Here is a 25,845-nt window from a genome sequence, read left to right as displayed (position 1 = left end):
CTTATGCCTCATTTATTTCTCTATGAAAAAAATTTGGTAACACCAGAATCGTCTTCATGCCTCTCCTTGCTTCAGTCAGTCCCATTTTGATGCACGAGAACCGTCCCCATGCATCACCCATAAATCACAAAATCTCCCCAGTCACCCCATAAATAATATTCCGAGACAGTATAACAGGTTTTGAAGTATGTTCTTGGACAAGTTTTTTCATTTCTTCTGTATACCCCATGCAATCGAGGATGATGGCTTTGATCGGGAATTGGTCAAGCTGCCTTACTGCCTCGATTAATGTCTCCTCCTGATAGGAATAAGGTGAACTAGCAGCGGGAATCGCAAGGAAGTCGGCATCCTTCCATTTATAGATGATTTGGTCCGCTTGTTCAGGGAGGGGAACGACGACTCCTATTAATCCATCATGTAAAAGTCCTTTTGCCACATGGTTGAGCAGATGGTCCGGATAAACGATTGGTACCTTACTTTTAAAAAGCGGAAATTTCCCTGTACAGGCAATAATGATCAAGGATACGTTCGCCGCGTTCAAATCATCGATGAGCTCCTGAACAACAGGGATGATTTTTTCCTTCGCCATCACGGCACTGCCGCCGTCACGCAACCGGGAGATTAACTTCGTCTGCCCATGTTCAGGAGCTAGAGCAAGAATTTCCTCCTCCAACCTGCCGTCAAGCACGCCTTTTTCGATTATCACAGTATCCTCAGGCAAAAAGCCTCTGATGGCAGGAATCATATCGTCTCTTGGCGTTTGACCAATTGTAATCACGCCTATATATCGGCCCATCCTAATGTCCTCCTTTGTATTTTGATGCACGAGAACCGTCCCCATGCCTCCCCATGCCTCACTCCTTACCCATGCTTCACCCCATTAATATACGTGCCAAGCACATTGGCACGGCTGTTGAATGGGTGGTGGGTCCATATGACGAAGTCGGCGTCTTTTCCGGGTTCTAGGGAGCCGACTCGGTTGTCGATGCCCGTTAGTTTGGCCGCTGTGCTTGTGATGCTTCTTAGTGCCGTCACTTCATCGAGCCCATACCTGACTGCCTCTGCTGCACATAGGACTAAATAATGAATCGGGATGAACGGGTGGTCGGTCATGATAGCGAATGGAATTCCTGCTTCATGATACAGCTTTGGTGCTTCCGGTGTGCCGTTTCGGGTTTCGTATTTTGTTGCTGGCAGCATAAATGGCCCCAAGGTCACACTTGCGCCACTTTCTTTGATCGCCTCCAGCATCAGGTGGCCTTCGGTGCAGTGCTCCAGGGAAAGCTTAATCCCGAACTCTTTTGCAATCCGAATCGCTGTTGCGATATCATCAGCCCGGTGGCAGTGCAGATGCATCGGCATTTTTCCTTCCAGCACCTCGATAAAAGGCGCCAGCTCCGTTTGCCCTTCTAAAGCCGCCAGCCGCCCGGCATCAGACAACTCCAGAGCCTGCTGAAAGCCCTGGCGAATCATGTGAGCCACCGCCATTCTTGTTACTGGCGATTTTTTATACGACTGTCCAAACACATTTTTCGGATTTTCTCCTAAAGCACCCTTTAAGCCGCTTTTTTCAACAACAATCATTTCATTAAGGGAGTTTCCGCCCGTCTTTAAAATAGTCCAAACGCCGCCAATCGGGTTGGCGCTGCCGGTACCCGTTTGTATGGTCGTCACGCCGCCTTTTCGCGCCAGCTCGAACGAAAAATGGCGGATATCGATACCGTCAATTGCAGACATCAGCGGGGTAAAAGGACTGGAATACTCGCAGGCATCATTTATTCGTTCATTGATTTCTCCCCAAATTCCGACGTGGGTATGGATATCAATCAGCCCCGGGGTGATGACCAGCCCGTCGACAAAGATAAGCTCCGCATCGGCAGGAATTTCCGTATCCACTCCTGCCTTCACGACCTTCCCGTCCTGCACCCATAGGTCCGCTTTGTGCAATACCGTGTTCTTTTCATCCATCGTATAGATCGTTGCTCCGCGAAATACTGTCAGCATCGGTTGACTCACTCCCATCTATATACTTCTTTTCCTTTAATAAACGTCCTTACAGCTCGAGCTGTTAATTCGAGCGGATGCTCATTCCACAGTACTAGGTCCGCAAACAGCCCTTTATCTACTCTTCCAGTCAAGTGATCAATTTTTAAAAGCTTTGCCGCATCGCGGGTTAAACCGTTCAAAATCACCTGTTCCGGGACACCAGCTTTCAGCGCCAACGCCCCTTCCTTTTGCAGATGGGTCACCGAGCTTACTGGATGGTCAGTGGCAAATGTAAATGGAATTTGTCCGCTATACAGTGCATAGTAAAGGGACGGATTTAAATGCCTTAGCTCGCCTCGTTCCATCGCTTGAAAAACTGGACCTGCAACCACAGAAAAAGACACGTCGCCTGTGGGAAGATTCCACGCCAATGGATATTCCGTTCCGTGAACGAGAACAAACTGAAGCTTGAATTCGCCAGCGATGCGGAAGGCAGTGGCAATGTCATCTGCCCGGTGGGAACGGATGAAAACTGGCACATCCTCCAAAGCACCAAGCGATTGCAGCTTCTTTAAGGCGGTCCTGATTCTTAATGCAATACCCATCCGAGTAAGAGGGGTCTTTGTTTTCTCCCAATAAGCATTTTTCGGAACATCCCCCATGGAAAAACTAAACCCGAAACTCGGGACCACGGCCATCTCATCCACCGTTTTTCCGGTTGTATGAATAACTGCGGTTTTCGCGCCGACAACTGATTCCGGAGAAGACACGATGTGTGCCGTTGTCACCCCAAAGGCCGCCGCGTCTTGAAAAGCCTTGTCAAAGGGGTAAATGCCGTCAATCACATTGAAATCAAATCCGTCTTCCCAATCGGGCTCGTAGCCGTCATGACCTTCCCAGCGGATGCCGACTTCCTTTAAACCGATTTGCGAGCATGTATCAATAAGCCCCGGGGTCAAATAAAGCCCCTCCGCATCCATAATCGAGGATTCAGGTAAATCCAAATCCACAGTAGGGGGGAGGATATCTGATATGTATCCATCTTCAAGCAAGATTGTTTGCCGAGAAAAATCACCGGTGCTATCCTGGTATACTTGAGCGTTTATAATCGCGGTTGCTGCCATAATCACTACCTTCTTTCATATATATAATAGAAGAAAAGTAGAGATGGGCATCTCTACTTTTCTACATGTGCTAAGAAATCTTCAGGTGAGCAAATTATTTTTTCAGCCAGACGTTCGTTCCGTTTGGATTCACAATTTGCAAGGAGTAGTCTGGAGATACATCGAAACCTTGGACAGATTTAGCAATACCTGCAGAGGCATCCACTGTATCAAGCTCAATTCGTGGCACGTCTTTTAAGATAATCTCAAGTGCTTGCTGGTACAGTTTTGCTCTTTCTTTCTGATCAACGGTTTCTGTGACAGCTCTATCGAGAAGCTTGTCCACTTCAGGATTTTCGTAGCCTTTCCCGTTTCCAAGTGCACCGATTTGCTTTGTATGGAACAATTGGAATAGGAAGAAGTAAGGGTCTGGATACCAAGTCCAGCCGCCGATTGACATTGGCGCATTTCCTTTTGCTACTGTATCACTGTATGTTCCCCATTCAACAACTTTCAGTTCAACATCAATATTTAGGTTTTTCTTCATTTGGTTTTGGAAAATCGTACCGTATGGAACACGGGATTCCGCAAGATATAGCTCCGTTTTGAAGCCATCTGGATATCCTGCTTCCGCAAGAAGTTTTTTCGCTTCTTTTGGATCATACGTTGGTGTTAGTTTTTCTAAATCTTTGCTGTAGCCCCAAGATCCTTTAGGAAGTGCCATGAAGGATTTCTCTGCACCGCCCCATTTGTTAACGCCTTTAACAATTTCATCAATATTTGTTGCTTTATAAATCGCTTCACGAACTTTTTTATTAGCAGTTGGACCTTTTTTGTTATTAAGATCTAGGTAGGTTAAAGAAAGCGCAGGTTTTGATAATAGTTCAAGCTTAGAATCTTGCTTCACAAGCTCACGGTTTTGGCCTTTTACGTCCATACCGACATCTATATCACCGGAACGCAAAGAGTTAACCATCATATTTGGATCAGGAATGATTTTGAAAACAACGCTATCTAGATGAGGCTTTTCTCCCCAATATTTATCATGGCGGACCACTTTAATCTGTGAATCCTGATCCCAGCTTTCGATTTTGAAGGGGCCAGTTCCGACTAAATGGCTTCCAAATTGGTCACCCCAGCCTTCAACCTCTTCTTTCGGAACAATGACGTTACCGGCATCTGTTAACATCGGCATTAATGCTGCATTTGGTTCAGTAAGGTAAATAGCTACTTCATTTTCGCCAGTTACTTCCACTTTATCGACACCGCGTAAACGGTTCATCGCAGATTGTTTTGCCGAACGCTCAAGACTGTATTTTACGTCCTCAGCTGTCATTTTCCGGCCATCTTGGAATTTCCCTGGCTGGAAGTAAACATCATCACGTAATTTGAAGGTGTAAACCTTCATGTCGTCGGATACTTTCCATTCTGTGGCAAGAGCCGGAAGAAAGTCAGACAGGTCTTTGTTATAAACGATCAATGTATCGGCAACTGAACGCATTACTTGAGATTCATAGACCCCGGTATATTTAATAGGATCCATTGTTTTGGGGTTTGCCGAAAGACCTACCTTTAATGTCCCGCCATCTTGCGGCTTGCCGGCGGAAGTGGATTCTGTTTTTCCTTCCTTAGAAGATGATGAAGAGGAATTCGAATTCGAACCCGAAGAACAAGCGGTTAATGCCAATACAAGGGAGGCAACAACCAATAACCACCAACGGCTTAAACGTTTACCTTTCATTTTTTCTCCTCCTGTTGATTCACATTGTGAACCATTAATTCTAATATTGAAACTTGAATAAAATTTATCATATAAAAAACAAAGAGTAAATAAGTTTTTAAAATTTTTGTAAAATATTTTACTTTTTGATTATTCCTTATTTACAACTTTTTTTCACGATGATAAACTTATTCGTAATTCACATACTGAATCAGTGTTCCGAATTGTGACACAAAAAGGGAGGTAAGCTTATGGGAAAGTACATTATAAGAAGGCTGTTTGATCTTCTGCCTACTATTGCCGTCGTTGCGGTAATTGTCTTTATTATTACCAGGCTCATTCCTGGGGACCCCGCTGCCGTTATGCTTGGGCCTCAGGCAAGTGTAGAAGATATCCAAGCATTAAGGGACAAGTTGGGATTAAATGATCCATTATATTTACAATTCCTTCATTATATAGGGGATTTGCTTCAGGGGAATTTTGGGGTATCACTTACCTATAATCAACCAATTGTTCAATTAATTCTAGAACGTTTCCCAAATACATTAATTTTAGCCGTAAGTGCTTTGATTATCGCCTTTGCCATCGGTGTTCCGGCGGGAATCATTTCTGCATCCAAACAAAACTCTCTATTAGACTATTCTGTTATGCTCGTTTCTTTAGTTGGCGTGTCCATGCCGATTTTCTGGCTAGGGGTTATGCTAGTGCTTTACTTTAGTGTCAATCTTGGCTGGTTCCCGGCAACTGGAATGGGCTCGATGGAAGACGGGTTAATCCCGTATCTGAAACACCTCGTACTCCCAAGTATTACGCTTGCGACCATTCCGATGGCGACCTTCGCCCGAATCACAAGATCGAGTATGCTAGAAGTCATTTCTCAGGACTATATCAAAACGGCCCGCTCGAAAGGGTTAAGTGAATTCTGGGTTATTTGCAAGCATGCTTTTAAAAATGCCCTTACACCACTGTTAACCGTTCTTGGCATGCAAATTTCAATGATGCTTGGCGGAGCTGTTTTAACGGAAACCATCTTTAGCTGGCCGGGCATGGGAAGGTTAATTGTCGATGCCATTGACAAACGGGATTTTGTCGTTGTTCAGGGAACGGTATTGTTTATTGCTGTGATTTTCGTGCTGGTCAATCTCTTGGTTGACGTGATGTATAAAGTGGTCAACCCACGCGTGAATTATTCTTCAGGTAAGGGAGGGGCGAAATAATGGCTTCTGTTCAAAGCTCAATTTCTAAGGCTGAACCGCAAAACAAGAAGGTTAAAAAAGAAGCAGGCTTATTTAAAAAGCTGATTCGCAACCGGCTTGCAGCGATTGGTTTATCGATTACGGTTATTATGGCGGTTATTGCGATATTTGCACCGCTGATTGCGACACATTCACCTAATGATATGGATGTTGCCAATTCCTTGGCGGTGCCGGGTACTGCTGGTCATATTTTAGGAACGGACAACTATGGACGAGACTTGTTCAGCCGCCTTGTGTATGGGGCGCGGATTTCTTTGATTGTAGGTGTTGCCGCGGTTGTTTTCGGAGCATTTTTTGGAACATTGCTGGGGCTTGTTTCCGGCTACTTCGGCGGACGACTTGATGCGATTATCATGCGGACGATGGACGGCTTGTTTGCTTTCCCGTTCATCTTACTGGCGATTACATTAATGACAGTTTTAGGACAAGGGCTGGTTAACGTTATTATTGCGATTGGTGTTGCCAATATTCCGGGATTTGCCCGAATTGTCCGCGGCCAAGTATTGAGTGTAAAGGAAGAAGAATTTATTGAAGTGACCCGATCATTAGGAGCGACGAACGGAAGAATTATTTTTCAGCATGTCCTGCCGAACTGTATGGCGCCATTGATTGTGTATGGAACGATGAGTGTCGCCGGTGCGATTATTTCGGAAGCGGCATTAAGCTTCCTAGGTTTGGGTGTTCAGCCGCCGACTGCTTCGTGGGGAAGCATTCTGAAAGACGGCAAGGACTTCTTGGTCATGAGTCCGCATATGGCAACATTCTCAGGGCTGTCGATTTTGCTGACAGTTCTTGGCATTAACTTATTTGGTGATGGTTTGAGGGATGCCCTTGATCCAAAAATGAAAGTTTAGAAGATGGGGGGATTGGCATGTCAGATACTTTATTAAAGGTAGAAGATTTGGAAGTGCATTTCCGTTCTTCATCTTCAGTTGTAAAGGCCGTAAATGGGGTCAGTTTTACATTAAATAAGAAGGAAACATTAGGGATTGTCGGCGAGTCAGGTTCTGGGAAAAGTGTAACAGCAACCGCTCTGCTTCGCCTTATTCCAAATCCGCCGGGGAAAATTGCCGGAGGAAAGATTTCGTTTGATGGGAAGGACCTGTTAGCTTTATCGGATAAAGAAATGCGTTCCATCAGGGGAAATGAGATTTCGATGATTTTTCAGGACCCAATGACAAGTTTAAATCCGGTATTTACGGTTGGAAATCAAATTATGGAATCCATCCGAACGCACCAGAAGGTTTCGAAGAAAGAGGCGAAAAAAGCCGCGATTGATATGTTGAAGATGGTGGGGATCCCTGAGGCAGAGAAGCGGATTGAGATGTATCCTCATGAATTTTCCGGGGGGATGCGGCAGCGGGTGATGATTGCCATTGCCTTGGCATGTAACCCGAAGCTGTTGATTGCCGATGAACCGACAACCGCTCTGGATGTGACCGTTCAGGCGCAAATACTGGATTTAATGAGGCATCTGCAGGATACCGTTAACACGTCGATTATCATGATTACCCACGATTTGGGGGTCGTCTGGGAGATGTGTGACAAGGTAATTGTCATGTATGCGGGGAATACGGTCGAATCGGGCAGTGTAAAGGCGATCTTTGATAATCCGTTGCACCCATATACGTGGGGATTGTTAGATTCACAAATTACCAGTGATATCGGAAACGAGGGAAGGCTTTCGGCGATTCCAGGGACGCCGCCTGATTTGCGTCAGGAAATTCCTGGCTGCCATTTTGCGGAGCGTTGTCCATATGCTCAAGATATTTGTTTTTCCAAAAAGCCGGAGCTTATTGAGGTAGAGGAAGGCCATTTTGCCTCCTGTCATTTCCAATTGAAAGATCAGCGTCTGGAAAGAAAGGAGAGGGTGCATCATGGCTGAAGCCATTATTAAGGTAGAAAACTTAAGAAAGCATTTCCCTATTCAGGATCCGCTACCTTTTAAAAAATCAACGCAGAGTGTCAAGGCAGTCGATGGCGTCAGCTTCGATGTATTTCGCGGTGAGACGCTAGGAATTGTCGGTGAATCCGGCTGTGGCAAGTCGACAATGGCCAGGCTCATCAACCAATTAATCCGCCCTACTGAAGGAAAGGTTTTATTTAAAGGGCAGGATCTGGCGGCAATGGGGCCGAAGGAAATCCGCGACTCGCGGAAATCCATTCAAATGGTGTTCCAAAATCCGTATGCTTCCCTGGATCCAAGAAAAACGATTAAGCAGCTCATTGCGGAACCATTGGAAATCCATAAAGTAGGCGATAAAGCGTCACGGTTAGATCGTGTTCGTGAATTGCTCGAGGTTGTCGGCCTTAGCAGCTATCATGCTGACCGTTATCCGCATGAATTCTCGGGCGGCCAGCGGCAGCGGATTAATATCGCCCGCGCCTTAGCGTTAAACCCGGATGTGATTATTTGCGACGAACCGGTATCTGCCTTGGACGTATCCGTGCAGGCCCAGGTTATTAATCTATTAAAAGACCTGCAGAAGAAATTCCAACTTACTTATATCTTTATCTCGCACGATTTAAATGTGGTCCGCTATATGTGTGACCGGATTGCTGTGATGTATTTAGGGAAAATCGTGGAGATTGGTACGTACGAAGAAATCTATCAAAACCCGCTGCACCCTTATACGAGAGCCCTGCTTTCGGCGGTTCCAAAGGAAAGTCCGTATGACAAAAAAGAACGGATTCTATTAAAAGGGGATGTGCCAAGTCCGGTCAATCCACCTTCCGGCTGCCATTTCCACCTAAGATGCCCATATGCGGTAGAAAGCTGCAAGTCAGTTGTTCCAGAGTTGAAACAGAATGGAGACGGGCAGCGGGTGGCGTGCCATCTTTATTAGGAAAGCCATTAACAAGTCTCGAAGGGTGCCTGTAACCGCTCGAAAAATGTCGAATATTAAAAGGCTGGTTTGTTCTTATCTGTACGGACCGCCTTTAAAATATATTAAATCTGGAGGTTTTTTCGATGTCATTAAAACATGTAATGGAGTTAATAGAGGTTTTGGATAGTATTCATGTAACTGGACATGATGTGAAGAATTACCTGGAAGCCATCTCTAATGTTGGAGAAATTACCGTCAAAACGGTTGAAGGCAATCAAGGTTCCACTGACTTTATCAAAATTGTTATTCCGGGTGAAGAAGGCAAGTCGAAAGGCGGAAATGCTCCTACGCTGGGCATTATCGGCCGCTTAGGTGGAGTTGGGGCACGCCCGGAGGTAAAAGGATTCGTATCCGACGGAGACGGAGCTTTATCCTGCGTGGCTGCAGCAGCTAAATTATTGGATATGACAGGGAAGGGCGACCGCCTAAAAGGGGATGTGATCCTCACAACCCATATTTGTCCAACTGCACCAACCTTGCCGCATGATCCTGTGCCGTTCATGAATTCACCGGTTGATATCTTAACGATGAACCAGCATGAAGTGACAGAGGAGATGGACGCCATTCTATCTGTGGACACAACAAAAGGAAATATGATTACCAATCATAAAGGATTTGCCATTACACCGACTGTCAAGGAAGGCTATGTTTTAAAAATCAGCACGGACTTATTGCATATTTATACCCAATCAGCGGGCATTCTGCCAGTAACGCTGCCGATCACTACACAGGACATTACTCCATACGGAAATGGCGTTTATCATGTCAACAGTATTCTCCAGCCGGCAGTCGCGACTAAGAGCCCGGTTGTGGGTGTGGCGATTACGACGGAAACTGCCGTAGCCGGCTGCGGAACAGGCGCAACCCATCCGACCGATGTCGAGCAGGTTGTCCGTTATGTAATTGAAGTAGCCAAGCTTTATGGCGAAAATAAATGTTCTTTCTACGATGCTGAAGAATTTGACCGCTTAGAGCAACTATACGGGAAAATGACTCATCTACAAACAAAAGGAAATCAGGTGACTGCAGGATGACAGACATTACTGCGATAAAACAAAGATTAATCGATGAAGTGGAAGCAAGAAAAGAAGAATTGATTGAGCTTTGCAGCTCGTTGATCAAAATTCCGAGCGAAAATCCGCCCGGAGATTCTACTGAAATCTCTGAGTTTATTGCCAATTACCTTAGTCAATATGGGCTTGATACGGTATGGCACGAATCAAGCGACAAAATGTATAATTTGATTTCCAGCATTGGCGGGGAAGAAGGGAAACACTTAATTTATTGCGGGCACACGGATGTCGTGCCTGCAGGCGATCTATCCAAATGGGATTTCGATCCTTTTTCCGGCGAAGTGAAGGATGGTTGGCTTTTGGGCAGGGGAGCAAGCGACATGAAAGCCGGTCTCGGCGGGATTATTTTTGCCTTCGCCCTATTGAAGCAGTTAGATGTTGAACTTCCTGGAAAACTTACTCTTGCCATCGTTCCTGATGAGGAAACGGGCGGGGAGTTTGGGGTTCCTTGGCTGTTGGAGAAAGGTCTTATTAAAGGGGACGGCGCGTTAATTGCTGAACCATCTTCCCGTTTAAATCCAACCATTGGCCAAAAAGGCTCGTATTGGTTTGAGCTTGAAGTATTTGGCGAACCCGGACACGGAAGCCTTTCACCACTGGCAGGAAATAATGCTATCACCGATGCTATTGCAGCGATTGAAAAAATCAGAACCTTGTGGGATTTGAAAATTACCATTCCTGAAGAGGTTCAAGGTTTAATAGAAGTTTCCAAGAAGTATATGCGTGAGATTGAAAAAGAGCGCGAAAAGTTCCAGCCGGTTTTAGAAAGAATCACGGTTAATATTGGGACCATTCAGGGTGGGACGAAATCCAATGTCATTCCTGAAAGCTGTAAGGTTCAGGTGGATTGCCGCCTGCCGTTTGGGGTAACGCGTGATGAAGTTACAGCCTATTTGAAAAAGAATTTGGATGAACTGGGCATCCGTTATGAAATCCGTCCGTTTGGCTTCCGAAGCCATGCCAATTATACACCTGCTGATGATCCAGTATGTAAGGCAATTGTCGACAACATTAGCTTCGTGACCGAAGAGGAAGCCTACGGTGTGATGCAGTGGGCAAGCAGTGATGCACGTCATTTCAGAGATTACAATATCCCTGTTTTACAATATGGTCCAGCTTATTTACCTACTATCCACGGGTACAATGAGAGGGTTCAAGTAGAAGATATCGTCCGCTGTGCAAAGGTTTATGTCGCGGCAGTGATCGATTTTCTATATCAAAAATAATTCAGATAAAGGCAGCGCCTTACTACACGCTGCCCAGGCTTTTGATGCAGTTACTTCCTCTAAACCCTTTTCTCCCTTTGTGGTTTAGAGGGGGTAACTGCTTATTAATGTCAAAAAGCTTCTTGATTTTTACAGCAATTAATTATGCTATAATAATATCAACTATTTGTATTGGAAAAGGGGGACTACCTTCCTCATGTTAAAAACTTTAAATTTAGCACTACAGGTTCTTATGATGTTTACAAAAGAAAAGCCAGTTTGGGGCGGACGGGAATTGGCTAACGAACTAGGGTTGAATCATACAAATATATACCGGATTCTCGAAACTCTAGAGAAAAATAGATTCGTATCAAAAGATAAAGTGACCAAAAAGTATTCGTTGGGCTATGCCACCTGGGAATTAGGCATGATTATGTATGAAAACTTGAATGTCACGAAATTAATCCGTCCGATTCTAAATCGGTTAAAGGATGAAACTGGAGAATCTATTTTTCTAACCGTCTTGGATGGACATGAAGCGGTTACGCTTGATGTTGTGGAGCCGGAAAATAAAGTGAAGTTTTCCGTTTCAGCAGGAAGCAGGGCACCTTTATATGTCGGCGCTTCCTATCGAACAATTTTGGCCTATTTGCCGAATGAATATCTAGAATCTATTATTGAAAACGGCCTGGTAAAATATACAAAAACGACGATGACAGACCCTGATGAACTTCGAAGAGAGCTAGAAATAATCAGAGAGAAGGGCTGGGGCCAAAGCCAGGGGGAATATACGGCGGAGGTTAGGGCTATTGCCGTTCCGCTATTTGATAGCGAGGAGATTGTTGGTTCAGTTACTGTTTCCGGTCCTATTTTTCGAATGGCCGAAGAAAAAATACAGGAATATCTTCCTCTATTGATGGCGGCGAGAGATGAGATCGGTGACGTTATCAAAAGATATCAATTGAAATTGAGAGTATAGCTTGGAGGGAATGGCATGCAAGCATTAATTGGGGTTGCCACATCAATTCTTACCCATAATTTGAATGTTAAAGAAAACGAGCACATTTTAATTGTGACGGACCCAGAATCGTACGAAATCGCTGATATTTTCTATCAAGCTGGGATTGTGCTAGGGACTGAAACGCAGGTTATCAAGATGAAAACAAGGACGAAGTCCGGCGAAGAACCGCCGCGGGCCGTTGCGGAAGCGATGAAGGCTGTCGAGGTTGTTCTTTGTATTACTCATCATTCGCTGACGCATACCCGCGCAAGAAAAGAAGCCTCTGCACAAGGAGCGCGGGTGGCAACGATGCCTGGAGTCACCATGGATATGCTCCAAGAAGGGGCCATCACGGCCGATTATTCGGAGGTTGAGGAGTTAACCGCCTATTATTGCGAACTTTTAGATAAGGGCGAATTTGTTACGATTGAAAAAGATCATACGAAACTGACATTCTCCATTAAGGAAAGACGGGGAATTCCGAGCACAGGCGTGTTTCGGGAAAAAGGCGAATCCGGCAACCTTCCTTCCGGGGAAAGCTACATAGCGCCTCTTGAGGATTCTGCAAATGGAACGATCATTGTCGACGGTTCCATCGCAGGAATCGGTGTCTTGAAGGAACCTATCACATTAACGCTGGAGCATGGCCGTTTGGTAGATGCCAGCGGCGAAGACGGAAAACGATTGCTGGAAATACTAGGTGATGGAAACGGCCGAATCATCGCCGAATTTGGCATCGGTACCAACAAAAAAGCCCGCCTGACTGGCAACGTCCTAGAAGACGAAAAAGTCTTCGGAACCGTCCACATCGCCTTTGGCAGCAACAAACCATTCGGCGGCACCAACGAAGCCGGCGTCCACATCGACTGCGTTATCAAAAAACCTGCAGTCACAATGACGCATTGGGATGGTTCTCGTGTCTTATTTTGATGCATAAGGACGGTTCTCCTACCTCATTTTTTCTTTACTTCGCCCATTTTGATGCACGAGAACCGTCCCTATGCATCACTTGACGAAAAATAAATTTCGAAATATCATAATAGTATAAACAGTTTTAATAGTGAATGAGAAGCAGTTTCTTAATGGTGAAATTACCCGTTTCATGTAATTTAGGATACCTAGCTTTCCATTGAAAGATAAGGATGGGTTTGTTCTTATTTTTTTATGGGGCTGGGTTTTTTTATTTTCAGTATAAGGAGGGAAAACGCTCAAATGGAGGATAGAAAAATTACGGTTGTTGGTGCGGGAACGATGGGAAGAGGGATTGCTCAATTACTTGCGCAAAATCGTGTAAACGTTCACATGGTGGAACAGAATCAAGGGATTCTGAACGAAGCCATGGATAGAATTAGGGACCAATATGAGATTCTAAGAGAATATGAGTTTATCTCTGAACAAGAAATGAATGAGGCACTTGGCCGGATTTCACTTTCAGACAAACTTCAAGATGCGCAGAACTCCTGGATGGTTATTGAAGCCATTCCGGAAGTCTTGGAATTAAAGCAAACTCTCTTTCAAACGCTGGAAGAGATTTGCGGACCGGCGACAATTTTTGCAACGAATACTTCGGGATTGTCGATTAACCGGATAAGCGAACCTCTAAAACACCGAGACCGCTTCATCGGCACACATTTTTTCATGCCGGCGGCGATTATTCCGTTAGTGGAGATTATTCGCGGGGACAAAACTTCAGATCAAGTCTGTGATGAAGTCATGCAATTTTTCAAAAAAATCCATAAGGAACCTGTCTTAATTCAAAAAGATATCCCTGGTTTCATCGGTAACAGGATTCAGCATGCAATGGCGCGGGAGGCGATTTCACTGCTGGAGGAAGGAATTGCGACAGCGGAGGAAATTGATACCGTTGTCCGCTGGAGTCTTGGGGTCCGGCTTCTATTTACTGGTCCACTCGAGCAGCGAGACCTGAACGGCTTGGACGTCCATCACCACATTGCGTCTTACCTTTATAAGGATTTGGAGAACCGGACCGAACCTTCCAGGCTGCTTTCGGAAAAAGTGCAAAATGGTGAGCTCGGGATCAAATCGGGCAAAGGGTTTTACGATTGGGACAAGGACTCCCAAACTGACGCCATTCAAACGAAAAATGCCCAGTTGCTTCAATTAATGAAATGGCTGAAGAAATAGAGCAGCACGCTCATTTTTAAAAAATAAACTACTAGAGGTGCGTAATTATGAAAACGGTTGATTTATCAGTATTGTTGTACGACGGCTTAGTTTCTTTTCCATCCCATCCAAAAGTAGTGTTCATGGATCATATCACACACGATTTTTCAAAACCAAGATATACGGCTCCTTGTGAAGGCTATGCCAGCAAGATTTTCATGATGTCTGACCATAGCGGGACGCACATGGATGCTCCCTATCATTTTTTCAAAGATGGCTTAACGATCGAGCAGATTCCGATTGATGCAACGATGGGGGACGCCGTTTTAATTGATTGTTCGGATAAAAATCCTTCAGTGCCGGTCACACGGGAAATGGTGGAAGCGGTGGTCGAACGGGACCAACTGGAAATTAAAGAGAATAGTATTGTGCTGTTCCGTTGCTGGAACGGGGAATGGAACGGCGAAGGCTTCCATGAGTGCAAATCCCTTGCTCCTTCTGTCGGGGATTGGGTCGTCGAGAATAAAATTAAAGCAATTGGCCTAGACCTGCCGAATGCCGATATCAATGAAAATATGCAAAGAGATGTCCACCTTGCCCTGCTGAGCAGAAATATTTTAATTATGGAAAATATCGTAAATCTTGATAAGCTTTCGAAAAAGCATTTCTATTTTATTGGAACGCCATTGAATTTAAAGGGGTTAACAGGTTCCCCGATCAGGGCGATTGCGGTTGAAGAGTGGTAATAGGTCCAGTCTTCGGACAAAACCAGTGAGAAATGAAGATGAAATGTCCGAAGGGAAGGCATCTTCGGACAAAACTGGTGAAAAACGAAGCTGGAATGTCCGAAGGAATGGCATCTTCGGACAAAATCGGTGAAAAACGAAGAGGAAATGTCCGTAAAAAGGATTTATAGTCGCTTGCTGACGCACAAAAGCATAATCCAGAAAGGGTGAGGAAAAATGAAAGCAGTTGTCAAAGCAACAAGAGACCATGGCGTAGAAGTAAAAGAAGTGGAAACTCCTAAGCTGAAAGAAAACGAAGTGCTTGTTCAGGTAGAGGCCGTGAGCATTTGCGGGAGTGACCTGCACATGTACGAGGGGATGCGTGCGTATGAGTGGGTTTCGACGCCTGTCATTCTCGGCCATGAATTTGCCGGCCGAGTCGTTGGTGTGAACAATCCAGACCATGAGCACCTGATAAACAGCCGAGTCATCATCAATCCGTATGTGGCCTGCGGAGAGTGTGCGAATTGCCAGCGGGGCAGGACGAACCTTTGTGACCATGGCAAAGGCGCGATGGACAAGGTGCCGGCAAAATCCCTGCAATATGGCTTCCGGCAAAATGGCGGAATGGCGGAATACGCGGCGATTCAGTATAAAAATGTGCTGCCGATTCCGGAAACGATGCCGATTGAAGTCGCCGGCATGCTCGAGGCGCTTGGCATTGGCGTACGTGCGCTTGAGCGCGCCGACATTCTGCCGGGCGACACGGCTGTTGTCATCGGACCGGGTCCTATCGGTCTTTCCCTAATCGCATCCTTATCCAGCCTCGGCTTGAAAAAGCTGATTGTAACAGGCTTGTCTGTCGATGAAGAAAGACTGCAGCTGGCCAAGGAGCTAGGCGCGACGGACATTGTGTATGCCGATCAGGTGAACGATGTGGAGGCCATATCAGAGCTGACAAATGGCCAGGGTGTCGACCATGTGTTTGAAACAAGTGGCTTCCATCAATCGATGGTGTCTGGGGTCAGAATGTGCACAAAAGGCGGCGAACTGTTATTGGTTGGCATCTCCGCCAAGGAAACCGTGCTGCCATCCAACGAAATTGTTCGTGGGGAAGTAACGGTCAAAGGGGTATACGGGGTAACCGAACAAACCTTGAAGCGGACCATCGCCATGGCTTCTTCCGGAAAATTTCCTTATCTGAAGCTGGTTTCCCATGTCCTTCCGCTTGAAAAAGCAGTCGAAGGCTTCGAAGTCGGCGTTCAAAAGCAAGGGGTCAAGGTAATCCTAAAACCATAAAGTGAGGCGTGGGGACGGTTCTCGTGCCTCACTTCCTTCGTTTGCAAAACAGGAACCCCAACCCTCCCCTTGCTCAAAATGATGCAGAAGAACCGTCCCCATGCCTCGTCCCCATGCATCACATTTGGTATAATAAGAGTAAAATTAAGGGAGGGTCCAACTTGAATTCACAACATGAGATGAATACGGTGTTAGTGACTGCCTATGCGAAGGCGCCGACAGGAAGTGCGATGTACGAGATTTATAAGCATGCCGGAATTGTTCTGGAAATTGATCCTACCAACCATTCCATTGTCGATGTTGAGTTCACATTTATTACTGAATTGGCCAAGGACTTTATCAAGCGGCTTGTGATTGGCTACAATTTGTCGAATGGTGTAGACGAGCTTGTCAAACGGATTGAAGAGCATTACTTTGCACCTTCGGTTAATTCCGTGATTGTCGCGTTAAAAGCTGCTCATAAAAGGTATTTTGAAAAAATAAATCAATTGGAAAATAAAAAATAATTTGACAACTAAACGAGAGATATATTATAGTTTTTTTATAAAATAAATACCTTTCGAAAAGCGTCTTCTTAACGATGGAATTACCCATTCCACCTTAAATTAAGAATACCCAGCTTTTCCAAAAGACAATAGGGAAACATGACGTTTTCTTATTCCTTTTGGCATAGCTGGGTATTTTTTATTGGATTTGAGGAGAGCGGCAGCACAGCAAGCACATTCATCCATTATTTGTTAATGAGGAAACCTTTTCGATTCCTTTACAATAAGGATAGAAGCTTTAACGAAGGGGATTTTTTTTCGAATGTAATGAAAGCGTTAACTTAAACTATTTTTCTAAAACAACAAGGGGGCGAAAGCATGGAGAAAATTACTGGTTTTTTCACGAATCTGATGAGGAAGTATCTTCCCGATCCATTTGTGTTTGCGATCGGATTGACCATCCTAACACTAGTTTTGGCGGTTCTTGTCGAAGGACAGGGATTCGTGGCCGCTACAACCAGCTGGGGAGCAGGTTTCTGGAATCTGTTATCTTTTACGACCCAGATGGCTGTCATCCTGGCGATGGGTTATGTGCTGGCGAAGGCGCCGATTATTGACCGTTTCTTAAACAAAATTGTTTCACTCGTTCATACTCCTCGAATGGCCATTATCGTAGCGACATTGGTCGGGGGAATCGGCAGTTACTTAAACTGGGGCTTTGGTTTGGTAATTGGGGGAATCATCGCCAAGAAACTCGCCTTAAAGGTCAAAGGGGTTCACTACCCGCTGATTATCGCAGCAGCGTACAGCGGATTTACGTTATACGGATTAGGTCTTTCCGCTAGTATTCCAGTGTTGATTTCAACACCTGGCCACCCGATGGAAAAAGCAATGGGCGTCGTGCCATTATCAGAAACTATTTTTTCAATACCGATGCTAGTTACCAGCTTGATCGTTATTATCACTCTTCCTTTATTAAACGCTTGGCTGCATCCGAAGAAGAAGGAAAATGTCATTGAAATCAATCCGGAGATTGAGGCGCGTGAACAGGTGGCAGCAGCAACTGCCCTCGGCAATGAAGAAGTGACGTTTGCAACTAAGTTAAACAACAGCCGCTTGCTTTCATTGGCAATTGGAATTATCGGTATCATTTATGTCGTGTCCTTCTTTTCAAAGGGCGGCAAATTAGATTTAAACATGATCAACTTTATTATTCTTTTCCTTGGCATTATCCTATTAGGAACTCCGGCAAACTATGTTTCTAGTTTAAACGACGGAATTAAGACAATTTCCGGCATCATCCTGCAATATCCGTTTTACGCCGGCATCATGGCAATTATGGCGGGGTCCGGTTTGGTAGATACCATCGCCCACTGGTTTGTGCAGTTCTCTTCAGCCCATACACTGCCATTCTGGGGACTGGTCAGCTCGTTCGTGATTAACTTCTTTGCTCCGTCTGCGGGCGGCCACTGGGTCGTTCAAGGACCATTCATGATTGACGCGGCGAAAGAATTGCACGCATCCATTGCCCATACGTCTATGTCCGTCATGCTCGGAAATGCCTGGAACGATTTAGTCCAGCCATTCTGGATCTTGCCGGCGCTGGCATTATCCAACCTTAAATTAAAAGACGTAATGGGCTACACCGTTGTGATGATGTTCTGGGTTGGGATTATCTATTGTGGTGCTGTTCTACTTTGGGGATTCTTGGGATAAAAATAAAATAGTATAATATAATAGAAGAAATCGGGTCACAAGTTGACGGCGATGATGGAAAGTTGAGATCTTCACGGTGAGAACGGCATCCCCGTTTTCACAATAATGAGGGTAGCCCAGCCTTTCCAAAAGAAGTGCACTAGAGTTGCGCTTTCTTTTGGGATGGCTGGGCTTTTTGTTTGGAAAAAGTAATCAATTTTTTACGAGGTGATAATCATGCAAAAACAAATGAAGCCAGAAGCGGCCATTCAAAAAATTCAATCGGGACACACACTGATGGTTGGCGGGTTCGGCCTTGTCGGGGCACCGTTAACATTGATTGACGAACTGACACGCCACGATGTCAATGGGTTGACCGTGATCAGTAATAATCTTGGCGAGGCTGGAAAAGGCCTTGGAATTTTATTGCGCCAGGGAAAAATCAAAAAGGCGATTGGCTCTTATTTTACCAGCAATCGTGAGGTCGGCGATTTTTATAATCAAGGCAAGCTTGAAATTCAATTGATGCCGCAGGGAACGATGTCGGAATCGATTCGTGCAGGCGGTGCCGGGATTGGCGGTTATTTTACAAAAACAAGCGCTGGAACGGAGCTGGCAAAAGGGAAAGAAACGCGGGAAATCAATGGCGAACTGTATGTGCTTGAGTCTCCATTAAAAGCCAATGTCGCGCTTGTCAAAGCGGCCAAAGCTGACACTCTGGGAAACTTGGTTTTTTATAAAACGGCGCGAAATTTCAATCCGTTAATGGCTACGGCAGCGGACTTTGTGATTGCCGAGGTCGATGAGATTGTCGAAGCGGGCGAGCTTTCACCGGAAGAAATCGTCACCCCACATTTATTTGTGGACGCGATTGTCGAAAGCCAATTGATTTTAAGCAAAGAAGGAGTTGTTTCCAAATGACCAACAAAGATATTCAAGAGTTGATTGCCAAGCGCGCAGCAGCCGAACTGAAGCCTAACTCCGTTGTCAATCTTGGTATTGGGATTCCAACGCTTGTCGCGAAATATGTCCAGCCGGGTTCGGTCTATTTCCACACAGAAAATGGGATGCTCGGGGTGGAGGAGCTGACGAGCGAGGAGGATCTTGACCCAAGCTTGGTCAATGCTGGAAAGCTTCCTATTTCAGAGGGTATTGGCGCTTCTTATTTTAATAGCGGCGAGTCATTCGCGATGATTCGCGGCGGGCATGTGAATGTCGCCATCCTTGGCGCGCTTCAGGTCGATCAGGAAGGGTACATTGCCAACTGGGCGATTCCTGGAAAAAACATTATGGGCGTCGGCGGCGCAATGGATCTGTTGAGCGGGGCCGGCAAGGTCATTGTTACGACGAATCATACTTCAAAAAATGGAGAGTCGAAAATTGTGGAGAAGTGTTCGTATCCGATTACGTCGCTTCGGAAGATCGATGTCATCATTACCGAGTTAGCGGTATTTAAGATTGAAGACGGAAGGCTCGTGTTGAAGGAATTAATGCCGGGTGTGAGCTTGGATGAAGTCAGAGAAAAGACCGAGGCGTCTTTTGAAATAAGTGAAGAGATTTTAGCATTACGGTAGGGAGATGGAAAGAATGGATAATCGAGTATTTGTGGTCAGCGCCCAGCGGACGGCGGTAGGAAAAATCGGCGGAACATTGAAGGACCTGCAGCCGGATGAGCTGTTAGTGCCGTTATTTAAGGACTTGCTTTCGAAAAATTTAATTCCGGTTGAGGAAATTGATGAAGTCATTATTGGCCAGGCAAAGCAAAGCCAGGACCAATCCAATATTGCGAGGAAGGCGCTTCTGATGGCGGACTTGCCTGAATCACTGCCTGGCTACACCGTTCATCGCGCCTGCGGTTCCGGCATGCAGGCGATCCATAATGCGTTTATGGCAATCCGCTCCGGCATCGGCCATGCTTACATCGTCGGCGGGGTGGAAAGTATGAGTGCAGCCCCTTATTACATCCGCAATGGCCGCTATGGCTTCCTGTCCGGCAACGCGGAAATTTTGGACCCGAATAAAGAAAGCCAGCCTGGTTCACAGCCTGAGGATAAATATGGCCGGCTGGTGATGGGAATGACGGCTGAGAATCTTGCTGAAGATTATGCCATTTCCCGCGAGGAGCAGGATGTTTTTGCCTATGAAAGCCAGGTAAAAGCGCATGAAGCGATCGAAAGCGGCGCTTTTGAGGATGAAATTGTTCCTGTGACAATTGTTCAGAAAAAGGGTGCGCCGATTGTTTTTTCAGTAGATGAGCATCCACGGAAAACGAGTTTGGAAAAACTGGCTGCACTGAAGCCGGCCTTTAAAAAGGATGGAACGGTGACAGCTGGAAATGCCTCCGGATTAAATGACGGTGCTTCCATGCTGTTGATCGTGTCCGGGGATATGGTCGAAAAATATAATCTTGAGCCGCTAGTTGAAATTACGGCGCTCGGGCTTTCCGGTGTGCAGCCGGACCGGATGGGAATCGGCCCGGTAGAAGCAAGTGAACGAGCTTTAAAAATGGCTGGAATCAGCAAAGACGACCTGGATTTGGTAGAATTAAATGAAGCGTTTGCAGCCCAGTCGCTAGCGTGTCTGAAAGAATTGAAGCTGCCAATGGAAAAGGTAAACGTAAACGGCGGAGCCATCGCCCTTGGCCACCCAATCGGCAACAGCGGCGCCAGAATCTGCGTATCGCTCATCCACGAGATGAAAAAAAGACAAGCAAAATGGGGCCTCGGCACCCTATGCATCGCCGGCGGCCAGGGAATCGCCACCGTTTTCCGGTCAGTATGAGGCATGGGGACGGTTCTCGTGCATCATTTTTTGAGGCATATGTGAAGCATAGGGACGGTTCTCATGCATCACTTTTTGGTTCAGGGTGAGGCATAGGGACGGTTCTTATGCATCATTTTTCATGGTTCATGAGGGGACGGCTCTTAGAAAAATAAATGTTTGGAGATGGTGACATGTCAACAGAATTTAATGGGCTAGAATTTTTTGAAAAGGTTTACGGTCAGGTTCCAGAATGGGTAGCTAAAATGCATCATTTTGCTCCTAAGGCGCTTGAATATTATACAAAATTAAGGGGCGAAATCTTGGTAGACGGAGCCCTTTCCAAAAAAGAGAAGGAATTAATCTTAGTCGGCATCAATGCGGCCCGCCGCTATGAACGCAGCATGATCTACCACACCAAGGGCGCCATCGACTCAGGCGCAACCCTCGAAGAACTTGCAGACATCCTATCCGTCTGCATCATCTCCAGAGGCATCCCAGCCTGGTTCACCGGTGTAAAAGCCCTCGAATACGCGGTTTCTGACCTTGGAGTGATGCAAGGGGACGGTTCTCCTGCCTCAATTTTGGAAGATGAAGAGGTTAGTGCTCTGGCATATTATGAAAAAGAAGCAGGAGGAGAACTTCCTGGCTGGGTGAAGGTTTTACATCAATACAACCCGGCATGTCTAGAAGGATACGCTGACTTAAGAAAAACAGTCCTAAGAGACCATGTTGTCTCCCGGAAATTAAAAGAGCTAGTTCTGGTCGGAATCAACGTCGCGGAAATGTATCCAAAAGGAATTGAACTCCATACCCAGGGAGCAAAAAAGTTCGGAGCAACCGACGCCGAAATCGCCGACGTCTCCCTAGTCGCCCTACTGACTGCAGGCATCCCAGCCTGGTTTGAAGGCAGCGATTTTTTAGAGGTTAAATGATGTGTGGGTGATGCATGGGGACGGTTCTCCTGCCTCATCCCATTTTTAAAAGGCTATTATAAGTTACAGGGGTGTTTTTTTATGAATTTTATCGATGTGAACGGGGTTCGTCTGCATTACCGTTTCGACGGGGCGGAGGAGCTTCCGGTTGTAGTTCTTTCCAACTCGCTAGGAACGGACCTCACCATGTGGGATCCCCAAATAGAAGAGTTAACGAAATATTTCCGTGTGCTGCGTTATGACACACGGGGTCATGGGGCTTCAGATGTCCCTGCTGGTCCCTATTCCATTGATCAGCTTGGCCGGGATGTTGTGGGCCTGTTAGACAGTTTGGGGATTGAGTGTGCCCACTTTGCCGGCGTTTCGATGGGCGGCATGACCGGTATGTGGTTAGGCCTGAATGCTCCCGAGCGCCTTGGGAAACTGGCGCTTTGCAATACAGCTGCCTTTATCGGGCCGCGTGAAATTTGGGATACGAGGATTTCTGCTGTGCAAAACAGCGGGATGGAGCCAATCGCTGAGGGTGTCATAGCGCGTTGGTTTACAGAATCCTACGTGCAGCAAGGGTCGGAGGAAGTGAAGCAGGTTAAAAAGGTGTTTTTGGAAACGTCTGCCGAGGGCTATGCTGCGGCCTGTGCAGCTGTTCGCGACATGGACGAGCGAGACACGGTGAAAAATATTACCGTGCCGACATTGGTCATCTCGAGCAAAGATGACTTGGCAACACCTCCTCGCGACGGCCAATACTTAACCGACCAAATTAATGGTACACGTTATGTTGAACTAGAAGGGTCCCACCTTTCTAATATCGAAACCTCAAAAGAGTTTACAAATGCATTGGTAGATTTTCTGCGAGGGATTGCTTAAATTCTTATAGGAAAAAAAGAGCTTTAAAATCGTATCACAGCCTAAAGCCCAACCAGCAATCGTCCGCTGGTTGGGCCTTTTTGTGCGAAAACCTGCGATGAGGCACGAGAACCGTCCCCATGCATCACGGACCCAATTTAAAAAAGATTGACTATGGTGATACATTCTATTAATATATCCATATACTTAACTGCATAAAAGCGTAAAAGCGTTGAACTATTAAAGCAACTGATATCATCTTTGAAATCAGAGCCTGATAGGGAACTAGGGCCAGCTTCGGCCGTTATCTAAACAAGCGAGCAGAAGGTTAATCTGCTAACTAGGGCGGTACCGTGGAGCTTCCTTCCCTTTTAGGGATGGGGGCTTTTTTTATTCTATTAAATTATCTAAGGAGAAGGTGTACATGAAAAAGGAACTGTCTATAGGGAAGTCGCTCATTCCTATTATTGCTTTGATAGGAGCTGCGGCGCTTTCCATTTTCATTTGGAAAGCGGGGATGCATATTCCGTTAATGATTGGAGTGATTGCAGCAGCAATTGTTTCCATTATGGCCGGGTGGAGCTGGGATGATGTCCAAAAGATGATGGTAAATGGTGTGGCAAGAGCGTTGCCTGCCGTATTTATTTTGCTTATTATCGGGATTATTGTCGGCACATGGATTGCGAGCGGAGTCATTCCAACTATGATTTACTATGGATTATCCATTATTAAACCTGCCATGTTTATACCGATTGTGGCACTGGTTACCGGAATTATCTCTATTACACTAGGAAGCTCTTTTACTTCTATTGCAACAATCGGCCTTGCTTTCATGGCGATTGGAGAAGGTCTTGGTTTCTCTCCAGGGCTTGTAGCAGGAGCAGTGATTTCAGGTGCCTATTTTGGTGATAAATTATCTCCCTTGTCTGATACAACCAACATTGCGCCAGCGATGGCTGAAACCGACTTGTTTAGTCATGTCAAGCACATGCTTTGGGATACGATTCCAGCATTTCTACTTTCCATTCTATTGTATTGGATAGTGGGCCAGTCAGCAGGGATTAATGGCGGGGCAGATACAAAGGTCATTGGTGCAATGAAAACAGGTTTGGATGATGTTTTTGTCATACATCCCTTACTATTATTGATGCCAGTATTAACCATTATTTTAATGGTAAAAAAAACACCTGCCATTCCGGCATTAATGGGTGTCGGTATTTTAGGCGGTGTGCTCGCCATCTTCGTTCAGGGGTCTTCCGTAACTACTGTCATTCAAGTCATGACAAGCGGATTCCATGCAGAGTCTGGAATAAAAGCATTAGATTCCTTGTTAAATAGAGGAGGACTTATGTCGATGCTGGGGACAATTGGCTTGTTAATTTTAGCAACCGCACTTGGGGGAATTTTAGAAGAGACTGGTTCGTTCGAGGTATTAACTAAAAAGATGATGTCAAAAGTTCATTCTACTGGCACCTTAATCAGTACCACCATTCTTTCTACCTTTATAGTCGCATTTGCCAGTGGGGCACAATTTTTAGCCATCATTTTACCAGCAAGAACATTTGTCAAAAACTATAAAAAGATGGGGATTGATACGAAGAACCTTTCTCGCTGTGTAGAAGCTGCAGGAACTGTTGGAATCAACCTTGTTCCGTGGGGGGTACCTGCTGTATTTGCTGCGGGAATACTCGGTGTCAGCCCAGGTGAATTTATTCCGTTTGCGTTCTTTGCCTTCCTTGTCCCACTCATGAATATTTTATTCGGATTTACCGGTTGGACGATTACAAAGAAAAACTATGAAGGCGAAACAAATCACAAAAGGAGTGTTTCACTATGAGTGAGGTCATCTTAAGCGTAATAGGAACTGCTCAAGATGCTGGGCTGCCCCATCCAAATTGTTTTTGTAAAAATTGTTCAGAGGCAATCAGAAACCCGCAGTTTAGACGCCTTGCCGCATCGTTGGCGATTGTCGAACCCAATGAGCAAACATGGCATTTGATTGATGCATCACCTGATCTGAAGGAGCAAATGGCTAGGCTGCAAATGAAATACGATCTGCAAACCAAGCTAATGGATCATATTTTTTTAACTCATGCCCATTTGGGACATTACCCAGGTCTATTATTTTTAGGACGAGAAGCCATTGGCGCAAAGGGAATCCCGGTAATGGCCGGGTCAAAAATGAAGTATTTATTAGAAGAACAGGCTCCATGGAGCCAATTAACCAAGCTTGGCAATATAAGTGTCCAAGAAATCCAGGATAGCCAAGACATTCGGGTTTCTCCTCGTGTTACGGTAACACCTGTTGAAGTACCGCATCGAAATGAATTTTCGGAGACATTTGCTTTTTGGATTAAGGGGCAAAATAAGAAAGTCCTCTACGTTCCAGATATTGATCGCTGGCACGAGTGGGACCATGACATTCATTCCGTTTGCGAGGAAGCAGACATATGTTTACTCGATGGGACCTTTCATTCTAAAAAAGACCTTGAAAATATTGGGCGGGATTATCGCGAAATCCCCCATCCGCTCATGACAGAAACTATGGACCTTCTGCAAGATTTAACAAAAACGACTGAGATTTATTTTACTCATTTAAATCATTCAAATCCGGCAATTGATTCGGAGCAGCAGATTCGGTGCCAAATTGAGGCAAATGGCTTTCATATTGCAGAAGAGGGAATGGAGTTTAGGTTATAATCCTGCTAAGTAATTGGGTTCGGTCATAAATATTAATGAAAGCCA

Annotated in this window: 25 protein-coding genes; 21 read left to right on the top strand and 4 right to left on the bottom strand. The window is 45.5% G+C overall.

Going from position 1 to position 25,845, the window contains the following annotated elements; translation table 11 throughout:
* Positions 1-124: 124 nt before the first annotated feature.
* The 4 genes from KHB02_RS05455 to KHB02_RS05440 all read right to left on the bottom strand — a co-directional run bounded on the left by KHB02_RS05455 (position 125) and on the right by KHB02_RS05440 (position 4,830).
* Positions 125-796 carry an AroM family protein gene (locus tag KHB02_RS05455; protein ID WP_213143879.1) on the bottom strand — a complete coding sequence of 224 codons (672 nt, stop codon included), beginning with the start codon at positions 794-796 and terminating at the stop codon, positions 125-127.
* Positions 797-861: 65 nt separating this feature from the next.
* Positions 862-2,004 carry an amidohydrolase family protein gene (locus tag KHB02_RS05450; RefSeq protein ID WP_213143880.1) on the bottom strand — a complete coding sequence of 381 codons (1,143 nt, stop codon included), beginning with the start codon at positions 2,002-2,004 and terminating at the stop codon, positions 862-864.
* Positions 2,005-2,012: 8 nt separating this feature from the next.
* Positions 2,013-3,110, bottom strand: coding sequence for an amidohydrolase family protein (locus tag KHB02_RS05445; RefSeq protein WP_213143881.1), 1,098 nt, complete (start codon positions 3,108-3,110; stop codon positions 2,013-2,015).
* Between the two features lie 94 nt (positions 3,111-3,204).
* On the bottom strand, positions 3,205-4,830 hold the full coding sequence (locus KHB02_RS05440) for an ABC transporter substrate-binding protein (RefSeq protein WP_213143882.1): 1,626 nt from the start codon (positions 4,828-4,830) through the stop codon (positions 3,205-3,207).
* 230 nt (positions 4,831-5,060) lie between these two features.
* Between KHB02_RS05440 and KHB02_RS05435 the strand changes: the two genes are divergently transcribed.
* The 21 genes from KHB02_RS05435 to KHB02_RS05340 all read left to right on the top strand — a co-directional run bounded on the left by KHB02_RS05435 (position 5,061) and on the right by KHB02_RS05340 (position 25,800).
* Positions 5,061-6,026: an ABC transporter permease gene (locus KHB02_RS05435; RefSeq protein ID WP_213143883.1), complete on the top strand. Its 966-nt coding sequence runs from the start codon at positions 5,061-5,063 to the stop codon at positions 6,024-6,026.
* A complete protein-coding gene (locus tag KHB02_RS05430; RefSeq protein ID WP_213143884.1) occupies positions 6,026-6,919 on the top strand; it encodes an ABC transporter permease in 894 nt (297 codons plus the stop codon). The genes KHB02_RS05435 and KHB02_RS05430 overlap by 1 nt, the downstream gene beginning before the upstream one ends.
* A 17-nt stretch (positions 6,920-6,936) precedes the next feature.
* A complete protein-coding gene (locus KHB02_RS05425) occupies positions 6,937-7,950 on the top strand; it encodes an ABC transporter ATP-binding protein (RefSeq protein ID WP_213143885.1) in 1,014 nt (337 codons plus the stop codon).
* Positions 7,943-8,911 (top strand): ABC transporter ATP-binding protein, encoded by a 969-nt coding sequence (locus tag KHB02_RS05420; RefSeq protein ID WP_213143886.1) that lies wholly within the window; start codon positions 7,943-7,945, stop codon positions 8,909-8,911. The genes KHB02_RS05425 and KHB02_RS05420 overlap by 8 nt, the downstream gene beginning before the upstream one ends.
* Before the next feature lie 125 nt (positions 8,912-9,036).
* Positions 9,037-9,987: a DUF1177 domain-containing protein gene (locus tag KHB02_RS05415; RefSeq protein WP_213143887.1), complete on the top strand. Its 951-nt coding sequence runs from the start codon at positions 9,037-9,039 to the stop codon at positions 9,985-9,987.
* Entirely contained in the window at positions 9,984-11,252 is a 1,269-nt protein-coding gene (locus KHB02_RS05410; RefSeq protein WP_213143888.1) for a M20 family metallopeptidase, read from the top strand. Before KHB02_RS05415 ends, KHB02_RS05410 begins: the two co-directional genes overlap by 4 nt.
* Positions 11,253-11,448: 196 nt before the next feature.
* Positions 11,449-12,210, top strand: a complete 762-nt coding sequence (locus KHB02_RS05405; RefSeq protein ID WP_213143889.1) for an IclR family transcriptional regulator — start codon at positions 11,449-11,451, stop codon at positions 12,208-12,210.
* A 15-nt stretch (positions 12,211-12,225) separates the two neighbouring features.
* The gene (locus KHB02_RS05400; protein ID WP_213143890.1) at positions 12,226-13,161 is read left to right on the top strand and encodes an aminopeptidase; all 936 of its coding nucleotides are present in this window, start codon (positions 12,226-12,228) and stop codon (positions 13,159-13,161) included.
* A 282-nt stretch (positions 13,162-13,443) separates the two neighbouring features.
* Positions 13,444-14,376, top strand: a complete 933-nt coding sequence (locus KHB02_RS05395; RefSeq protein ID WP_213143891.1) for a 3-hydroxyacyl-CoA dehydrogenase NAD-binding domain-containing protein — start codon at positions 13,444-13,446, stop codon at positions 14,374-14,376.
* 47 nt (positions 14,377-14,423) lie between these two features.
* Entirely contained in the window at positions 14,424-15,101 is a 678-nt protein-coding gene (locus KHB02_RS05390; protein ID WP_213143892.1) for a cyclase family protein, read from the top strand.
* 38 nt (positions 15,102-15,139) lie between these two features.
* Positions 15,140-15,271, top strand: a complete 132-nt coding sequence (locus tag KHB02_RS29735) for a hypothetical protein (RefSeq protein ID WP_277398171.1) — start codon at positions 15,140-15,142, stop codon at positions 15,269-15,271.
* Between the two features lie 46 nt (positions 15,272-15,317).
* Complete coding sequence (locus KHB02_RS05385; protein ID WP_213143893.1) at positions 15,318-16,379, top strand: zinc-dependent alcohol dehydrogenase; 1,062 nt, start codon at positions 15,318-15,320, stop codon at positions 16,377-16,379.
* Positions 16,380-16,540: 161 nt separating this feature from the next.
* Entirely contained in the window at positions 16,541-16,885 is a 345-nt protein-coding gene (locus KHB02_RS05380; RefSeq protein ID WP_241113735.1) for a DUF3870 domain-containing protein, read from the top strand.
* A gap of 357 nt (positions 16,886-17,242) precedes the next feature.
* Positions 17,243-18,580 carry a short-chain fatty acid transporter gene (locus KHB02_RS05375; protein WP_213143894.1) on the top strand — a complete coding sequence of 446 codons (1,338 nt, stop codon included), beginning with the start codon at positions 17,243-17,245 and terminating at the stop codon, positions 18,578-18,580.
* Between the two features lie 216 nt (positions 18,581-18,796).
* Positions 18,797-19,480, top strand: a complete 684-nt coding sequence (locus KHB02_RS05370; protein ID WP_213143895.1) for a CoA transferase subunit A — start codon at positions 18,797-18,799, stop codon at positions 19,478-19,480.
* Positions 19,477-20,133, top strand: a complete 657-nt coding sequence (locus KHB02_RS05365) for a 3-oxoacid CoA-transferase subunit B (protein ID WP_213143896.1) — start codon at positions 19,477-19,479, stop codon at positions 20,131-20,133. The genes KHB02_RS05370 and KHB02_RS05365 overlap by 4 nt, the downstream gene beginning before the upstream one ends.
* A gap of 13 nt (positions 20,134-20,146) precedes the next feature.
* The gene (locus tag KHB02_RS05360) at positions 20,147-21,340 is read left to right on the top strand and encodes a thiolase family protein (protein WP_213143897.1); all 1,194 of its coding nucleotides are present in this window, start codon (positions 20,147-20,149) and stop codon (positions 21,338-21,340) included.
* A gap of 173 nt (positions 21,341-21,513) precedes the next feature.
* Positions 21,514-22,254 (top strand): carboxymuconolactone decarboxylase family protein, encoded by a 741-nt coding sequence (locus tag KHB02_RS05355; protein ID WP_213143898.1) that lies wholly within the window; start codon positions 21,514-21,516, stop codon positions 22,252-22,254.
* Between the two features lie 81 nt (positions 22,255-22,335).
* Positions 22,336-23,121 (top strand): 3-oxoadipate enol-lactonase, encoded by a 786-nt coding sequence (pcaD, locus tag KHB02_RS05350; protein ID WP_213143899.1) that lies wholly within the window; start codon positions 22,336-22,338, stop codon positions 23,119-23,121.
* A gap of 403 nt (positions 23,122-23,524) precedes the next feature.
* Positions 23,525-24,937, top strand: coding sequence for a Na+/H+ antiporter NhaC (gene nhaC, locus KHB02_RS05345; RefSeq protein WP_213143900.1), 1,413 nt, complete (start codon positions 23,525-23,527; stop codon positions 24,935-24,937).
* Positions 24,934-25,800 carry an MBL fold metallo-hydrolase gene (locus KHB02_RS05340; protein WP_213143901.1) on the top strand — a complete coding sequence of 289 codons (867 nt, stop codon included), beginning with the start codon at positions 24,934-24,936 and terminating at the stop codon, positions 25,798-25,800. The genes nhaC and KHB02_RS05340 overlap by 4 nt, the downstream gene beginning before the upstream one ends.
* Positions 25,801-25,845: the final 45 nt, after the last annotated feature.

Origin of the sequence: Neobacillus citreus (genome assembly GCF_018343545.2) — a bacterium.
GTDB lineage: Bacteria > Bacillota > Bacilli > Bacillales > Cytobacillaceae > Neobacillus > Neobacillus citreus.
Note: the sequence above shows the minus strand (reverse complement) of the source record. Positions and strands in the feature narration are given on the sequence as shown.

Bases quoted from the DNA above. Each gene is read 5' to 3' on its own strand.
- KHB02_RS29735 (WP_277398171.1), top strand. From the start codon at position 15,140: ATGAAATGTCCGAAGGGAAGGCATCTTCGGACAAAACTGGTGAAAAAC.
- KHB02_RS05435 (WP_213143883.1), top strand. From the start codon at position 5,061: ATGGGAAAGTACATTATAAGAAGGCTGTTTGATCTTCTGCCTACTATT.
- KHB02_RS05360 (WP_213143897.1), top strand. From the start codon at position 20,147: ATGGATAATCGAGTATTTGTGGTCAGCGCCCAGCGGACGGCGGTAGGA.
- KHB02_RS05395 (WP_213143891.1), top strand. From the start codon at position 13,444: ATGGAGGATAGAAAAATTACGGTTGTTGGTGCGGGAACGATGGGAAGA.
- KHB02_RS05340 (WP_213143901.1), top strand. From the start codon at position 24,934: ATGAGTGAGGTCATCTTAAGCGTAATAGGAACTGCTCAAGATGCTGGG.
- KHB02_RS05440 (WP_213143882.1), bottom strand. From the start codon at position 4,830: ATGAAAGGTAAACGTTTAAGCCGTTGGTGGTTATTGGTTGTTGCCTCC.
- KHB02_RS05390 (WP_213143892.1), top strand. From the start codon at position 14,424: ATGAAAACGGTTGATTTATCAGTATTGTTGTACGACGGCTTAGTTTCT.
- KHB02_RS05365 (WP_213143896.1), top strand. From the start codon at position 19,477: ATGACCAACAAAGATATTCAAGAGTTGATTGCCAAGCGCGCAGCAGCC.
- KHB02_RS05430 (WP_213143884.1), top strand. From the start codon at position 6,026: ATGGCTTCTGTTCAAAGCTCAATTTCTAAGGCTGAACCGCAAAACAAG.
- KHB02_RS05410 (WP_213143888.1), top strand. From the start codon at position 9,984: ATGACAGACATTACTGCGATAAAACAAAGATTAATCGATGAAGTGGAA.
- KHB02_RS05415 (WP_213143887.1), top strand. From the start codon at position 9,037: ATGTCATTAAAACATGTAATGGAGTTAATAGAGGTTTTGGATAGTATT.
- KHB02_RS05385 (WP_213143893.1), top strand. From the start codon at position 15,318: ATGAAAGCAGTTGTCAAAGCAACAAGAGACCATGGCGTAGAAGTAAAA.
- KHB02_RS05450 (WP_213143880.1), bottom strand. From the start codon at position 2,004: ATGCTGACAGTATTTCGCGGAGCAACGATCTATACGATGGATGAAAAG.
- pcaD (WP_213143899.1), top strand. From the start codon at position 22,336: ATGAATTTTATCGATGTGAACGGGGTTCGTCTGCATTACCGTTTCGAC.
- KHB02_RS05405 (WP_213143889.1), top strand. From the start codon at position 11,449: ATGTTAAAAACTTTAAATTTAGCACTACAGGTTCTTATGATGTTTACA.
- KHB02_RS05370 (WP_213143895.1), top strand. From the start codon at position 18,797: ATGCAAAAACAAATGAAGCCAGAAGCGGCCATTCAAAAAATTCAATCG.
- nhaC (WP_213143900.1), top strand. From the start codon at position 23,525: ATGAAAAAGGAACTGTCTATAGGGAAGTCGCTCATTCCTATTATTGCT.
- KHB02_RS05425 (WP_213143885.1), top strand. From the start codon at position 6,937: ATGTCAGATACTTTATTAAAGGTAGAAGATTTGGAAGTGCATTTCCGT.
- KHB02_RS05420 (WP_213143886.1), top strand. From the start codon at position 7,943: ATGGCTGAAGCCATTATTAAGGTAGAAAACTTAAGAAAGCATTTCCCT.
- KHB02_RS05455 (WP_213143879.1), bottom strand. From the start codon at position 796: ATGGGCCGATATATAGGCGTGATTACAATTGGTCAAACGCCAAGAGAC.
- KHB02_RS05400 (WP_213143890.1), top strand. From the start codon at position 12,226: ATGCAAGCATTAATTGGGGTTGCCACATCAATTCTTACCCATAATTTG.
- KHB02_RS05375 (WP_213143894.1), top strand. From the start codon at position 17,243: ATGGAGAAAATTACTGGTTTTTTCACGAATCTGATGAGGAAGTATCTT.
- KHB02_RS05445 (WP_213143881.1), bottom strand. From the start codon at position 3,110: ATGGCAGCAACCGCGATTATAAACGCTCAAGTATACCAGGATAGCACC.
- KHB02_RS05355 (WP_213143898.1), top strand. From the start codon at position 21,514: ATGTCAACAGAATTTAATGGGCTAGAATTTTTTGAAAAGGTTTACGGT.